The following is a 14,145-nucleotide window of genomic DNA, read 5'->3' on the forward strand; positions in this document are numbered from 1 at the left end:
ATATGTTGATACAGGAAATATTATACACCGTCATTTCTTAGCGAGAGGTGATGACTGAACTCGTCTCGACGACACCGGGACTGTATCCCCTCCCGGATTGGGCGAAACAGGAGCTTTCGGACCTCAAGGGCCACCAGAAACACGACCTCATCTCCGGTAACGAGGGCGGCGACATCGTGGGCGCGTACGACCGCGCCCGCGAGGAGGTCGTCTCCGAACAGACCGACGCCGGCCTCGACCGCGTCGTCGAGGGGCAACTCCGCTGGGACGACATGCTCGCGCACCCGCTGACGGTCCACGAGAACGTCGAGACCGGCGGCATCGTCCGCTACTACGACAACAACAACTTCTACCGCGACCCGCAGGTCAGCGGCGAACTCACCTTCTCCGGCGACGTCGCGGCCGAACTCGACGCCACCGCCGACCTCCTCGGCGGCGACGAGTCGCTGCAGGCGGTCCTCCCCGGCCCGTACTCGCTTTCGGACCTCGCGACCGACGAGCACTACGGCGACGAGGCGGAGTTCCTCGACGCCGTGAGCGAGTTCCTCGCGGGCGAGGTCGACGCCTTCCCCGACCACGAGACGCTGTTCCTCCTCGAACCCTCGCTCGTGTTCTCGCCGCCGGGCGAGGACGTCGACGAGCGCGTTCCCGAGGCCATCTCGGCCGTCTCCGACGCGACCGACGCCGACGTGGTCGTCCACACCTACTGGGGTGCGCTCGACGAGAAGGTCTACGCGCACCTCATGGACGCCGACGTGGACGCCATCGGCTTCGACTTCGTCGCCGGCGACCGCGACCAGACGCTCTACAACGTCAACGAGTACGGCACGAAAGACGACATCGCCCTGGGCCTCGTCGACGGCCAGAACACGCTGGTCGAAGACCCCGAGACGGTCCGCGAGCGCGTCGAGTGGACCCTCGACAACGTCCAGAGCCAGACGTTCGACACCGCCTACGTGACCTCCAACACCGAACTGTTCTACCTGCCGGAGAACCGCGCGACGGAGAAACTCGCCGCCCTCGCGGCCGCCACCGAGGACGAACTGGAGGTGGAAGCATGAGCCGCGACGCCGAGAACCGCGAGCAGTTCCGCCCCGAAGCCCACGACACCGAGCACTTCCTGCTCACCACCGTCGTCGGCTCCTACCCCAAGCCCAAGTGGCTCAACCGCGCCAACGACCTCGCGGAGGACCCCGACTCCAAGTTCACCCAAGAGCACCTCCACGAGGCTCACGACGACGCCTGTCGCGTCATCACCCGCGAACACGAGCGCTCCGGCCTCGACACCGTCGTCGACGGCGAGATGCGCCGCGAGGAGATGGTCGAGTACTTCGCCCACCGCATCCCCGGCTACGAGTTCAACGGCCCGGTGAAGGTGTGGGGCCACAACTACTTCGACAAGCCCTCCGTCGTCGGCGAGGTCGAGTACGACGAGCCGTGGCTGGTCGACGAGTTCGAGTTCACGAGCGACGTGGCCGCCAAGCCCGTCAAGGTGCCCATCACGGGCCCGTACACGCTGGCGAGCTGGTCGTTCAACGAGCACTACGACTCCGAGGCGGACCTCGCGTACGCGCTGGCCGACCTCGTCAACGAGGAGATCGAACAGCTCGTCGAGGCGGGCGCGACCTACATCCAAATCGACGAGCCCGCGCTGGCGACGACGCCGGACGACCACGCCATCGTCGGCGAGTGTCTCGAACGCATCGTCGCGGGCGTCCCCGACGAGGTCCGCATCGGCCTCCACGTCTGTTACGGCGACTACTCGCGCATCTACCCCGAACTCAACGACTATCCCATCGACGAGTTCGACGTGGAGCTCTGCAACGGCGGCTACGAGCAGATTGACGTGTTCACCGACCCCGAGTTCGAGCCGGACCTCGCGCTCGGCGTCGTGGACGTCCACACCGCCGAAGTCGAGAGCGTCGAGGAGATAAAAGAGAACATCAAGCAGGGCCTGAAAGTCGTCCCGCCGGAGAAGCTCACCGTCTCGCCCGACTGCGGCGTGAAGCTCCTCCCCCGCGAGGTCGCCTACCAGAAGATGGAGAACATGGTCAAGGCCGCCCGCGAGGTCGAAGCCGAACTCGACGCCGGCGAAATCGACCTCGACGCGCCCGTCCCGCAGGCCGACTGAGCGACCGCCGCCGCGTTCGCGTTCGTTCTTTTTCGTCCGTCACGACCCGCGACCCCAGAGCCGCGGGCCTTCACCGCGTTCGGTCGCGCCCCAGCGGACGGCGAACACCGCCGCGAGCGCGAGGGCCACGGGTTCCATCTCGACCGTGTGACACGCGGTTCGCCGGGAGGCGAGAAAACCGTTGTTCGCCGCGCGGTGGACGGTCAGGCCGCGGTGAGGGTCGGCCTCGTCCGGCCTCGCGTGGCTGGTGGTAGTATTCCGCACACCCCGTCGCAGACGACGCGATGTCCGACAGCTGGAGCGCGGACGAGAGGGGAGACGTGGCCGTCGCTCCTCTCGGAAGAAAGCGTGAGAACCGCGAGACGAGACTTACTCGTAGAGCCAGGTCTCGTCGACGCGCTCGTAGTCGACGAGTTCGTCCTCGTCGAAGAAGAGCGCGATTTCGCGCTCGTTCGCGCCCTCGTCCTCGTGGTCGGAGCCGTGGATGACGTTCCGGCCGAGGTCGAGACCGTAGTCGCCGCGGATGGTGCCGGGGGCGGACTCTGCGGGGTCCGTCTCGCCCATCATGCGGCGGACCTGTCGCGTCGCGTCCTGCCCTTCCCAGACCATCGCGAAGACGGGACCGGACGTGATGAAGTCGACGAGACCCTCGAAGAAGGGCTTGCCCTCGTGCTCGCCGTAGTGGTCGTGGGCGAGTTCCTCGTCGATTTGCATGAACTTGCCGGCGACCATCTTGAGACCGCGGTCCTCGAAGCGGGAGACGATGTCTCCGATGAGGCCGCGCTGGACGCCGTCGGGCTTGACCATCACGAAGGTGCGCTCTGCGTCGGACATCTAGTTGTCCTCCGCCTTGCCGCTCGCGCGGCGGCCGGCCTCCGTCCACTCGAGGTCGCGGGCCTCGCGGCCGAGGAAGTAGTTCTTCTCGGCCTTCGAGTCCTTGAAGTGGAGGATGGTGCCGTCGGTCTTGACGTACATCGTGCCCGTGCCGGGCTCGATTTCCTCACCGCTGTAGTCGCACGTGCGCTTTTCGACCATTGTTACTGCCCTCCGATGGAGTCGGCGTCACGCTGAGTCTCGCGGAGCTGGAGGATGTCGCCCTCGCGGACGGGACCCAGCACGTTTCGCGTGATGATACGGCCCTGGTTGGAGCCTTCGCGGATGCGGCACTTGACCTGCATGGCCTCGCCGTGCATCCCAGTCTTTCCAACGACTTCGATGACTTCGGCAGGCGTCGAGTCGCTGGCTTGTTCGTCCGCGCTCATGGTCGGTTATCGAAGGTCCTCGACCTTAGTCGCGATGTCCTCGACATCGTCGGACGCGTCGCCGGCGTCGACGATGGCGGCCGCGGCACTGCCGACTTCGAGGCCGGCGGCGTGGCCGATGTCGTCCTGCGTCTCGACGAAGATGAACGGAATGCCCTTCTCGTCGGCGAGTTCGGGCAGGTGCATGACGATTTCCTCGGGGGAAACGTCTTCCGCGATGAGGACGAGCTGGGCGTTGCCCCGCTCGATGGACTTGGTCGTTTCGTTGGTTCCTTTCTTCACGATACCAGTATCTCGGGCGACCTCGAGCGCCTCGACGGCGCTGTCAGCGAGGTCGGCCGGTACGTCGAAGTCTACGTAGACAGCCATTGTTGTTCACCTATATCCTGCTCGCGGGCTCGACTCCCTCGCCGGTATCACACCGGTCGGTCGGTCGCGACCGGTCAACGATATCCCTACGGCGAGGAGGTTCATCAACCCCGGACAGGCTGTAACCATCCTTTGCTCCGGCCCCCATAAAAGCGCTTTCAAAATCGTAGCGCCGTGCGACGCGTCCGCACGACCCGCGAATCGCCCGATTTCTCGTCGACGGGACTGTCGAAATATCCGTGTCGGTTGGTCACTAGACCCATCATGTGCTGGGCGTGACGCCCGACTGGAACCGCCGCTTCACCGACCGACGGACGAGGTCGCTCGCAGCCGACCGAAGGAGGTGAATAGCCGCGCCGACGTATCCATCCCATGACCGAACTCGGCGACGACCCCGATGTCGAGGCGCTCGCCGCCGCCCGCCGCGAGGAGGCGCTGGCGACGAACCAGCGACGCCTCCTCGTCCTCGCCGGCGACCGCGACGCCGGCATCGACGCCGCCTTCGACGCGGTCCGCGGGGCCGACGTGCCCGACGACGAGGTGACGTTCGCCACCGCCCGCGAGGGGTTTCGCTTCCACCGCGTTGAGCCGAAGCGCGCCTCGTCGCTCCTCGGGACGACCCGGACGCTCGTCGTCCTCGACGCCCACGAGGAGTTCTCGGCGAACGCGCTCGGCCGCGTCGCCGGCGCGGTCGACGGCGGCGGCCTGCTCGTTTTGCTCACCCCCTCGCTCGACGACTGGCCGACTCGCCGCGACTCGTTCGACGAGCGACTGGCCGTCCCGCCCTTTTCCGTCGCGGACGTGACCGGTCGCTTCCGCGGCCGACTCGTCTCGACGCTCCGGGACCACCCCGGCGTCGCGCTCGTCGACCTCGATTCGGGGACCGTCGAACGCGACGGCGCGTACCGACAGGGAATCAGCTTCGACGCCGCCCCGCCGCGGGTGCCGACGGAGAAAGACCGCCGATTCCCGCGGCGCGCCTACGAGGACTGCCTCACCGCCGACCAGTCCGAGGCGCTCGCCGCGCTCGAAGCCCTGACGGAACCGGGGACCGCCGTCGTCGTTGAGGCCGACCGCGGCCGCGGGAAGTCGAGCGCGGCGGGCCTCGCCGCGGGGAGCCTCGCCGCCGAGGGCAAAGACGTGGTCGTGACCGCGCCCGGCGAGCGGAACGCCGCCGAGGTGTTCGCCCGCGCCGAGCGACTTCTTTCCGAACTCGGCGCGCTCCGCGGCGGCGGCGCGGACGACTTCGACATCGCGGCCGACCGCGGCGGGCGGGTCCGTTACGTCCCGCCGACAGAGGCCGGCGACGCGGCGGCCGACGCCGACGCGCTCGTCGTGGACGAGGCCGCGGCCCTCCCCGTCGGGCTCCTCGAATCGTTCCTCGCCGCGCCCGCGGTCGCCTTCTGTACGACCGTCCGCGGCTACGAGGGCGCGGGCCGCGGCTTCGCCGTCCGCTTCCGCGACCGTCTCGACGACGCGGACCGCGAGGTGACCGACGCGCGCCTCGACGACCCGATTCGCTACGCCGCCGGCGACCCCGTCGAGTCGTGGACGTTCCGCGCGCTCCTCCTCGACGCCCGCCCGCCGGTCGACCAGCTCGTCACGGACGCGACGCCTGAGACCGTCTCCTACCGGGCGCTTTCGCCCGACGACCTACTGGCTGACGAACACCTGCTCCGCGAGGCGTTCGGCCTGCTCGTCCTCGCCCACTACCGGACCGAACCGGACGACCTCGCCCGCCTCCTCGACGCCCCGAACCTGACGCTCCGGGCGCTCACCCACGAGGGCCGGGTCGTCTCGGTCGTGCTCCTCGCCCGCGAGGGCGGCCTCGACGCCGACACCCGCCGGCAGATGTACGACGGCGGCCGCATCCGCGGGAACATGCTCCCCGACGTGTTCACGAGCCAACTCCGCGACGAGGGCGCGGGCGTCCCCGTCGGCTACCGCGTGATGCGCATCGCCACCCACCACGCGGTCCGGTCGTCCGGCCTCGGCTCGCGGCTCCTCACGGAGCTACGCGACGAGTTCGCGGACGACGCGGACTACCTCGGCGTCGGCTTCGGCGCGACCCCCGAGCTCCTCTCGTTTTGGCGCGACAACGGCTACGGCACGGTCCACCTCTCGACCACCAGAAACGACACCAGCGGCGAGTACTCGGCGCTCATGATGCGCCCGCTGTCGTCCGCCGGCCGCGACCTCCGCGACCGCCACGCGAACTGGTTCCTCGGCCGCGTCGGCGACGTGCTCGGAGACGCCCTCTCGGACCTCGACGCCGACGTGGCGCGGGCCGCCCTCGCCGCCGTCGATAGCTCCCTCTCGCCCGACCTCTCCGAGTACGAGTGGCGCGTCGTCGTGGGCGCGTCCTACGGCCCGGGGCTCTACACGACCGCGCCCGGCGCGTTCCGCCGTCTCGGACTCGCGCACCTCACGAACCCCGAACGCGCGTCGCTCACCCCCCGAGAGGAGCGACTGGTGGTCCGCAAGGTCCTCCAGACGCATCCGTGGGACGCCGTCGCGGACGAACTCGACTTCCACTCGACCGCGGGCGCGATGCGCGCGCTCGGCGACGCCTACGAACCGCTCGTGGACGAGTACGGCACCGACGCGGCACGCGAGGAACGCGAGCGATTCCGGTGAGACCCGCCCGGGGAGCGGCCGCGTCTCAGTCGCTCGCCCGCCGACACACCGATGGTCGTCGGAGCCGACGCTCTCCGTATGGCCGAGTGCAGCGAACCCGACTGCGAGAACGTCGCGGCGGTCAGGCTCCACGTGCCGTGGGACGCCGACAGGAACGTCTGTACGGCTCACGCGAGAGCGCTCGTTCAGCAGGACGGCGTCGTCGCTGAACCCCTCGACGGGGCCGAAGACGACTGGTCGTAAGCCGGTCGGGTGGTCGCGCGACCGGTCGTGGGCGGGACCCGCGAAGCCGACGCGTCGCTGGCGAGCGCGACGACGCGCAGAAAATCAGGGTCGGAGACGGAGCGAATCCGCGCTCACCGGAGCGAGACGGCCATCATCACTTCGTCGACGTAGTCGCCGTCTATCTTGTAGTGGCCGTCGCGGACGGCTTCGGTCTCCCAGCCGTGGCCTTCGAGGAACGCGATTGCCTCCTCGTTGGTCGCCGGGACGCTGTTGTAGAGCTTCTCGAAGCCGCGCTCGCGCGCCCAGTCGACGCCGCGGTCGAGGAGTTTGCTCCCGATGCCGTGGCCGCGGAACTCCGGTCGCGTACCGACGGTCAGGACGGCGGTGTGGCTCAGTTTCTCCGCCTCGGGCAGGTCGAGGTGGACCCAGCCGGCGAGTTCGTCGCCGACCGTGGCGACGAACACCATCCGGGAACTGACCTCGTTGTGTCGGAGGACGACTTCCTCGTGGTCGAGCAGGTCCGCGACCGTCTCGGCCTCGATGTACCGGCCCTCGTCCGCGACCTCGTGAATGGCGTTGACGAGGCTCTCTAAGTCGACGTTCTGGGCCATCCGAATCGTCACGTCGAGGTCACCGAGTTCGACCGTCTCCGCCTCGCCGGGCGCGTAGGCCACCTCGACGTGGTTGCCCACCTTTCGGATGTAGCCGTCGCGTCGCAGGACGGTCAGGTGCGCCCCCAGCGCCGCCGGCTCGAAGTTGAGCGCCCGCCGTACCTCGTCCTCGCGGACGGTCCCGTGACGCTCGATGTACTCGTAGATGTCTTTGCGGTCTTTGTGTCCGAAGTTGAGACTGTCAGTTACTTCCATGGTACACAATCACACTCATGATTTATAATTGTTGTTCGTGTTTGACCCGCCGACAGTCGGCTTCGCCGACGGGTGAAACGAGGACCGCGGGGCGCGGGCCGCCCTCAGCGCCGCGCGGGGACGCAGGTCAGCAGTTGGGCGGTGTCGACCACGTCGTGGGTCCGGAGCAGGACTTCGGCGGCCTCGCGGACCGTGAAGTCCGCGTCGAGGTCGACGCCGTAGCACCGGGCGTACATGGCCAGCCAGTCGTTCATCGCCCGGTGGAGCAGTTCGAACTCCTCGCCGGTAAACGAGACCTGCCGGTCGCCCGTCCGCGCGCTGACGTAGAGCGACACCGCCGGGCCGACGCCGTCGCGGGCACATTCGAGCGCGCGCCGGTCCGCGGCCGACGACGGCGGCGGCTCGAACGACTCCCGGGCCTCTCGGGCCTCGGCGGCGAGGGCTCTGGCGCGCTCCCCGAACCGAACGTCTTCGGGGTGGCGCTCCGCGGCCCCGCGGCCGTCAGCGACGGGGCGGGACTCCGATTGGGTCACGTCGCGACTCATGGGCTCACCTCGGTCATCCCCACTTGAACTCGACGCCCTTGTCGCCGCGCGGGTGGCTCCAGTCGGTGTCGGCGACGACGGCGCAGGTGCCGCACTCGACGCAGGGTTGGGTGTCGAGGCTGACGACGCGCTCCTCGGAGCCGTTGGTGCGGACGACCTCCTCGCGGTAACAGCCGCCGCCGAAATCGACCGCCGAGACCGGACAGGCCGCCACCGCGGCCCCGCTCGCCTCGTAGGACTCGTCGCGAAGCGTGATGTGCGGGTTGCCGATGTCGGTGTCGTAGGTCAGCCCGCCGATGCGGGCTTCGAGGTCCGGCGGCGTCACCGAACTCGTCTCGCGCACCCGCGTCCCCAACTCCTCGGCGATGACCGTCGGGAGCGTGACGTAGGGCGTCCGCGTGTCCGGCATCAAAGCCGACAGCGTCGGGACGTTGTAGAGGCGTTCGAGCCGCCCCGAGAGCGCCCTGATGCCGGCGCGTCCGACCGCCGAGGTGAGCACGGTGTCGACCACGTCGGTCACGCCGTCGTCCTCGGCGACGCCGCGGAGCAGTTCGTAGCCGCGGGGCCGGAGCTTCTTCATCACGCCCTCGCTCCGGAGTTTGCGGGCGTATCGCGTCCCCGCCTTCTCCGGTTCGTTGCGCGACTTGGCCTGCGCGTACGACTCCGCGGCGAGCGCCCCGGCGGTGACGGCGTGGTTCATGCCCTTGATGATTGGCCCCTGCGCCTGCATCTGCCCGGCCGCGTCGCCGACGAGGAGCAGGCGGCCGAAGTGCGGTTCGCGCAGGGCGACCTTCTTCGAGTCGGGCACGAGCTTCGCGCTGTACTCCAGTTCGGTGTAGTCGTCACCGAGCCACTGCGCGAGCAACGGATGGGTCAAGAGCCCGTCCAGTAGCTCGTGCGGTTCGGCCCGTTCCGCGACGAGGCTGTCGAGGTGGAACACCGTCCCGAGCGACAGCGTGTCGCGGTTCGTGTAGAGGAAGCCGCCGCCGCGGACGCCCTCGAACAGGTCGCCCGAGAACAGGTGCGCCGCGCCCTCGTCTTCGGCCACGTCGAACCGGTCGGCGATGGCGGCTTCCGGCATGTCGACGACGGCCTTGACGCCTTGGAACCACTCGTCTGGCTCGTCCCAGTCCATCAGGCCCGCGTCGCGGGCGAGTTCGGAGTTCACCCCGTCGGCCGCGACGATGATATCGGCGGTTATCGGGTCGAGTTCGTCCAGCGTGACGCCGACGATGCGGCCCTCCTCGCGGAGCAGGCCGTTGACGTGGACGCCCGTCAGGAGGCCGCCGCCGGTCTCGCGGGTCCGCTCGTGGACACGGGCTTCGAGCCACGAGTCCATCTTCCGCCGGAGGACCGAGTCGGACCACTCGGTGTCGTGTTCGTGGAGGTCCGTGAGGTCGAACGACTCCACCTTGTCGCCGGCGATGTTGTGGATGCGGTACTTCGTGATGGGCCGCTCGGCGGCCGCCTCGCGGAACCCCGGAAAGAGGTCGTCGATGGTGTACGGCGCGGACTCCTCGGCGTAGATGAGCCCGCCCGAGACGTTCTTCGACCCGGCCTCGACGCCGCGTTCGAGGACGAGCGTCTCGATGCCGTAGTTGGCGAACGTCGCGGCCGCCGCCGCGCCGCCGGGACCCGCCCCGACGACGAGCGCCTCGTAGTGTTCGTAGTCGCTCATCGCGACTCACCCCGGTCGTCCGCGGCCGCGCCAGCGCCAGCGCCATCGTCGGGCGTTCCGGCCGGCGGCGTCGATGCCGCGCGCCCCCCGTCGCTCGCCACCGCCGCCTCGAACCGGCCCTCCTTGAGCGCCGTCGTCAGCCTCGGCAACACCTCGAACAGGTCGCCCTCGATGAAGTAGTCCGAGAAGTCGCGGATGCGGGCGTCGGGGTCGGTGTTGACGGCGACGATGGTGTCCGACTCGTCCATGCCGACCTTGTGCTGGACCGCGCCGGAGATACCCGCCGCGATGTAGAGTTTCGGCGCGACGACCTGCCCCGTCTCGCCTATCTGTCTGTCCTCGTGGGTGTACTGCTCGACGTGGCCGTCGAAGTTGAACGACCCCGTGACGATGCCGCGGGTGACGCCCACCTCGGCGTCCTCGAACTGGTCGACGAGGTCCAAGGCGAGTTCGATGCCCTTCGTCGGGTCGTCACCGATGCCGCGGCCGACCGCGACGATGACCTCGTGGCCGGTCAGGTCGATACCCTCGTCCAGTCGGTCGTAGTCGGTGACGGTGACGCGGAACCAGTCGTCGTCGAGCGGGGCGTCGTGTTCGACGACGAGGCCCTCGCGCTCGGCGTCGGGTTCGGGCAGGTCGAAACTCCCCGGGATGACCGACGCGCCCTGCGGGTGGAACTCCCGCGTCGGGTTGTCGATACAGAGGATGGTCGAGTACTCGAAGCCGGAGAAGTCCGGGCGCTTCATGTGCAGGACGCGCTGGAACTCCTTTTTCTCGCCGGCGACGCCGGTCTTGACCGGGTTCGAGATGACCTCCTCTGTGATGTAGAGCCCCGAGCAGTCGCTGGCGAGGCCGGAGTCGAGTTCGGCCTGCACGAGCGCCGAGAGGTCCCGGCCGTTGTTCGTCGCCGGGAACAGCACGTACCGCGGCTTGTCGTAGTCGCGCCACGGTTCGTCGCGGCCGTCCGTGACCTCGAAGTTCTGGTGGGTGGCTCCCGCGCGGGCCATGTCGCAGAATATCTCGGTGTACGGCTTGTGCTGGAAGCGTTCGAGTCTGGCGTCCTCGCGGACGACGACCACGTCCGCGCCGTAGGCGATGACGTCCTCGACGTGCTTCGACACGTCGGCGCCGATGAGCACCGCGACGACCCGCTCGTCGGTCGTGTAGTCGTCGTTGTAGGTGTCCATCAGTTCGCGGGCCTTCCCGAGCATCTCCTTGGACACGTCTACGAGTTCGCCCGCCTGCGTCTCGCAGTAGACCCACATGTCGCGGTAGGTTCCCCCGTGGAGCGACCGGACGTGACGCTTGTCGCGGGTCGGGTGGTCGAGGTCCGGGTGGCGCTCCTCGGGTGTCCGGTCGTCCACCTCGACTTCCGTGTCCTCCTCGTCGCTTCCCTTCACGGAGTCGATGCGGTTTCTGATGAGTCGCTTCACCGGGTCGCGGTTCTCGCCCGCCTCCTCGCGTTCGAGGAGCGATTCGAGCTCCGAGACCTCCTCGACGCTCTGGAGGGCGTTTCCGACCTCCGCGGTGCTCATCGACGCGAGGTCCAGCCCGTCGGCGTCGGCCGGCTCCTCGTCCTCGGAGAACTTCTCGATGCGGCTCTCGATGAGCGCAACGGCCGGCGCGCGGTTCTGCCCGCGGTGTTCGGCCTGCAGAATCTCCTCTAACTCGCCGAGGTCGTCGATGTCCTTGATGGCCGGACCGAGCTCCGAAATCTCGTAGTCGCCGGGGTCGAAGTCGGTCACGCTCAGTCACCCCCCGCGGCCGCGGCGTCCCCGTCGCCGTCGCCCACCGCCGACTGCATCGCGGTCAGCACGTCCTGCATGGCTCCCGCGTCGTCGGGGTCGACCATCGTGGCCTCCCGCTCCGCCGGGGCCTTCGGAATCGGGTCGACCGACGAGACGATGGTCGGCGAGCCGTCGAGACCGATGTAGTCCGGGTCGACGTTGATGTCGGCGTGGTCCCGCACCGTCAGATGCTCCTCGTAGTTCTCGGCGCGCGCTCGGGTCTCCTCGCGGAGGTCCTTCAGCGTCAGGCGCTCGCCCGCCGTCCGATACGACGGCTCGAACTCGGGGTCCGCGACGACGAACGCCGGAAGCTCCGTCTCCACGGTCTCTATCTCCTCGATGTCGCCTTCGACCAGTCGCTTGGCGCGCAGGGTCCCCGCCTCCTCGTCGATGTCGAGGGAGATGACGTGCGTGACGAGCGGCATGTCGAGACACCAGTTCGTCTGCGGGCCGGTGTGGCCCGTCTCCCCGTCTGCGGTCTTGAACCCGGCGAACACCACGTCCGGCTCCCCGAGCACTTCGATGCCCGCGCTGAGCGTGATGGCCGTCGCCCACGTGTCGGCGGCCGCCATCTCGCGGTCCGAGACGAGGTGGAGGTCGTCGGCGTACACCGTCTCCATCGCCTCCTGTAACACCTCCTTGTACCCCGGCGGCCCCATGCTCATCACGCTCACTCGCCCGCCGTGTCGAACCCGCGTCTGGAGCGCCGCCTCCAGCGCGAAGCGGTCGTTCGGATTCATCACTGTGGGCGTCTTCCCCCGTTCGAGATGCCCGTCCTCGTCGAACGATACCTGGCCCTCCCGGAAGTCGGGCACGCCTTTGGTAAGTACCACCATGTGCATTGAGAACACTCTCCAGTTAATGCTAGCTCATATTCATAATAATCTTTTGTGCTAGGTGATTGGAACGTCTGCGCCGCTCAGCGGCGTCGTTCTCGGCGGGGCTACCCGCAAAAAATCGGGGTTTCTTCCCTCAGATGCGTCCCGCTCGCCCGGGGTCGACGTCGATGGCGTCGACCGGGCAGACGTCGACACAGAGCATGCAGTCGATGCACTGGTCTTCGTGGGTCGGTTCGGCCTTGATGTCGGACTCCGGGTGCCCCGGCGTGTCGACCCACGTGAACACGTCCACGGGGCAGTCCTCCAGACACGCCCCGTCGGCGAGACAGATGTCGAAGTCCACCGCGACGTGCGTGCCGTGGATGCCGTGTTTCTCCGGCGGGTCGACCGGTCCCCAGACGGCCACGCCGTTTTCCTCGCCGACCTTCTCCCTGTTTGCCTCGAACTGCGGGTCGATAGCCATGACTCTTAGTGACATATTCCGGTAGAGGCAATAAACTATCCCCCGAACGGGCAGAAAGCGGGCGACTCGTCGCATGAGTCGGTACCTCGACCCCCGCCGCGGCCGCGTCGGGGCCGCCACGCGCCCACTCGGTGGGGTGAATAGCCCCCGGCCCGAACCACCCCGGTATGGACGTGTTCCTCTGGGTCGCGCTCGCCCTCTTGGTCCTCGGCGTCGTCGGGAGCGTACTCCCGCTGCTTCCCGGTGCGCTCCTGTCCGTAGTCGGCGTGGTCGTCTACTGGGTGTCGACCGGCTTCTCGGAGCCCGGTCCCATCGCGTTCGTCGGGCTCACTCTCGTCGGCCTCGTCGCGCTCGTCACCGACTACGCCGGCGGGATGGTCGCCGCGCGGTTCGGCGGCGCGTCGACCCGAACCTCGATTGTCGCCGGCGTCGTCGGCTTCCTGCTCATGTTCCTCATCGGCCCGCTCGGCATCTTCGTCGGCGTCGCTGGCACCGTCTTCGCCCTCGAATACGTCGACCATCAGGACGCGGAAGAGAGCGGTCGGCGCGCCCTCGTCGCCACCGTCGGCGTCCTCGCCACCGCGGCGGTGCAGGCGCTGTTGACGTTCTCGATGCTCGTCGGGTTCGTCCTGACCGTGGTGCTCTGAGCGCAGGCCGGTTTTCGCGTTCCCGCCGACTCACCGCTCGTCTCGCCGCCGAATCAGCCCCGTCTCCGCGTCGGCGACGACCCGCGCGGGCGCGCCGTCGGCGTCCACCCGAAGCGGCATGACGTACAGGTCGAACGTCCGGTCGGTCGGGAGCGCGTCCAACCCGCAAAGGTTCTCGACGACGAGGAGCCCCGCCCCGAGAATCGCGTGGTGGGCGGGCACGCCGTCGCCGCCGGTCGGGTCCGGGCTGAGCGCGTCGATACCGACCGAGAGCCCGCGGTCCGCGCAGGCGCGCGCCGTCTCGGGCGCGAGCGCCGGGTGGTCGGCCATGCGTTCGGTCCCCCACTCGTCTTCCCAGCCGGTTCGGAACACGAGAAAATCCACGCGCGGTTCGAGGCGTTCGGGAATCGCGTCCGGGCCGATTCGACCGCGGGGTCCCGCGCCTCGACAGTCGATTGCGCGAGCGGTGAACCGGAGGTCGTCGGCCGGGAAGTCGTCGAGCGTCGCGCCGTCCGGCTCGGTGTGCGCGGGGGCATCGACGTGCGTGCCCGCGTGGGTTCCGAGTTCGAGCCGCGAGACGCGATAGCCGTCGGTCTCGAAGTCGGCGTGCGACTCGACTGCGACCGGCGGGTCGCCGGGGTACGTCGGCATCCCTGTTTCGACGCGGCGGGTGAGGTCGAGGAGGGTCATACGGCT

General features: G+C 68.6%; 17 protein-coding genes. 5 read left to right on the plus strand and 12 right to left on the minus strand.

Annotated elements, in window-relative coordinates; translation table 11 throughout:
• Positions 1–50 precede the first annotated feature (50 nt).
• Positions 51–1,061: a vitamin-B12 independent methionine synthase gene (locus DEQ67_RS09550; protein WP_006601523.1), complete on the plus strand. Its 1,011-nt coding sequence runs from the start codon at positions 51–53 to the stop codon at positions 1,059–1,061.
• Positions 1,058–2,131, plus strand: a complete 1,074-nt coding sequence (locus tag DEQ67_RS09555; RefSeq protein ID WP_006601522.1) for a methionine synthase — start codon at positions 1,058–1,060, stop codon at positions 2,129–2,131. Before DEQ67_RS09550 ends, DEQ67_RS09555 begins: the two co-directional genes overlap by 4 nt.
• A 39-nt stretch (positions 2,132–2,170) precedes the next feature.
• Here DEQ67_RS09555 and DEQ67_RS09560 read toward each other — a convergent pair whose 3' ends face one another.
• The 5 genes from DEQ67_RS09560 to rpl7ae all read right to left on the minus strand — a co-directional run bounded on the left by DEQ67_RS09560 (position 2,171) and on the right by rpl7ae (position 3,762).
• Positions 2,171–2,395: a hypothetical protein gene (locus tag DEQ67_RS09560; protein ID WP_115802804.1), complete on the minus strand. Its 225-nt coding sequence runs from the start codon at positions 2,393–2,395 to the stop codon at positions 2,171–2,173.
• Between the two features lie 105 nt (positions 2,396–2,500).
• Positions 2,501–2,965, minus strand: coding sequence for a nucleoside-diphosphate kinase (gene ndk, locus DEQ67_RS09565; protein ID WP_004042970.1), 465 nt, complete (start codon positions 2,963–2,965; stop codon positions 2,501–2,503).
• Positions 2,966–3,166: a 50S ribosomal protein L24e gene (locus DEQ67_RS09570; RefSeq protein ID WP_004061377.1), complete on the minus strand. Its 201-nt coding sequence runs from the start codon at positions 3,164–3,166 to the stop codon at positions 2,966–2,968.
• 2 nt (positions 3,167–3,168) lie between these two features.
• Entirely contained in the window at positions 3,169–3,393 is a 225-nt protein-coding gene (locus tag DEQ67_RS09575; protein ID WP_004042966.1) for a 30S ribosomal protein S28e, read from the minus strand.
• Positions 3,394–3,399: 6 nt separating this feature from the next.
• On the minus strand, positions 3,400–3,762 hold the full coding sequence (gene rpl7ae / locus DEQ67_RS09580; RefSeq protein WP_004042964.1) for a 50S ribosomal protein L7Ae: 363 nt from the start codon (positions 3,760–3,762) through the stop codon (positions 3,400–3,402).
• A 372-nt stretch (positions 3,763–4,134) separates the two neighbouring features.
• Between rpl7ae and tmcA the strand changes: the two genes are divergently transcribed.
• On the plus strand, positions 4,135–6,399 hold the full coding sequence (tmcA, locus tag DEQ67_RS09585; protein WP_115861739.1) for a tRNA(Met) cytidine acetyltransferase TmcA: 2,265 nt from the start codon (positions 4,135–4,137) through the stop codon (positions 6,397–6,399).
• A 78-nt stretch (positions 6,400–6,477) separates the two neighbouring features.
• Entirely contained in the window at positions 6,478–6,642 is a 165-nt protein-coding gene (locus DEQ67_RS09590; protein ID WP_169331103.1) for a hypothetical protein, read from the plus strand.
• Between the two features lie 113 nt (positions 6,643–6,755).
• Here DEQ67_RS09590 and DEQ67_RS09595 read toward each other — a convergent pair whose 3' ends face one another.
• From DEQ67_RS09595 to DEQ67_RS09620, 6 genes are all read right to left on the minus strand, one after another.
• A complete protein-coding gene (locus DEQ67_RS09595; protein ID WP_008611747.1) occupies positions 6,756–7,490 on the minus strand; it encodes a GNAT family N-acetyltransferase in 735 nt (244 codons plus the stop codon).
• Positions 7,491–7,594: 104 nt separating this feature from the next.
• Positions 7,595–8,035, minus strand: coding sequence for a hypothetical protein (locus DEQ67_RS09600; RefSeq protein WP_115861741.1), 441 nt, complete (start codon positions 8,033–8,035; stop codon positions 7,595–7,597).
• A 13-nt stretch (positions 8,036–8,048) separates the two neighbouring features.
• Positions 8,049–9,713: an FAD-dependent monooxygenase gene (locus DEQ67_RS09605; protein ID WP_008610359.1), complete on the minus strand. Its 1,665-nt coding sequence runs from the start codon at positions 9,711–9,713 to the stop codon at positions 8,049–8,051.
• Complete coding sequence (locus tag DEQ67_RS09610) at positions 9,710–11,458, minus strand: electron transfer flavoprotein subunit alpha/FixB family protein (RefSeq protein WP_115891501.1); 1,749 nt, start codon at positions 11,456–11,458, stop codon at positions 9,710–9,712. Before DEQ67_RS09610 ends, DEQ67_RS09605 begins: the two co-directional genes overlap by 4 nt.
• Before the next feature lie 2 nt (positions 11,459–11,460).
• Complete coding sequence (locus DEQ67_RS09615; RefSeq protein ID WP_115891526.1) at positions 11,461–12,342, minus strand: electron transfer flavoprotein subunit beta/FixA family protein; 882 nt, start codon at positions 12,340–12,342, stop codon at positions 11,461–11,463.
• Between the two features lie 130 nt (positions 12,343–12,472).
• Positions 12,473–12,802 (minus strand): 4Fe-4S dicluster domain-containing protein, encoded by a 330-nt coding sequence (locus DEQ67_RS09620; RefSeq protein ID WP_004042948.1) that lies wholly within the window; start codon positions 12,800–12,802, stop codon positions 12,473–12,475.
• 167 nt (positions 12,803–12,969) lie between these two features.
• Here DEQ67_RS09620 and DEQ67_RS09625 point away from each other — a divergent pair, with 167 nt between their 5' ends.
• Entirely contained in the window at positions 12,970–13,449 is a 480-nt protein-coding gene (locus DEQ67_RS09625) for a DUF456 domain-containing protein (RefSeq protein ID WP_004042946.1), read from the plus strand.
• A 30-nt stretch (positions 13,450–13,479) separates the two neighbouring features.
• Here the strand turns inward: DEQ67_RS09625 and DEQ67_RS09630 are convergent, their stop codons facing one another.
• Positions 13,480–14,139: a cyclase family protein gene (locus tag DEQ67_RS09630; protein WP_006601519.1), complete on the minus strand. Its 660-nt coding sequence runs from the start codon at positions 14,137–14,139 to the stop codon at positions 13,480–13,482.
• Positions 14,140–14,145: the final 6 nt, after the last annotated feature.

Origin of the sequence: Haloferax sp. Atlit-48N (assembly GCF_003383015.2) — an archaeon.
Classification (GTDB): Archaea; Halobacteriota; Halobacteria; order Halobacteriales; family Haloferacaceae; genus Haloferax; species Haloferax volcanii.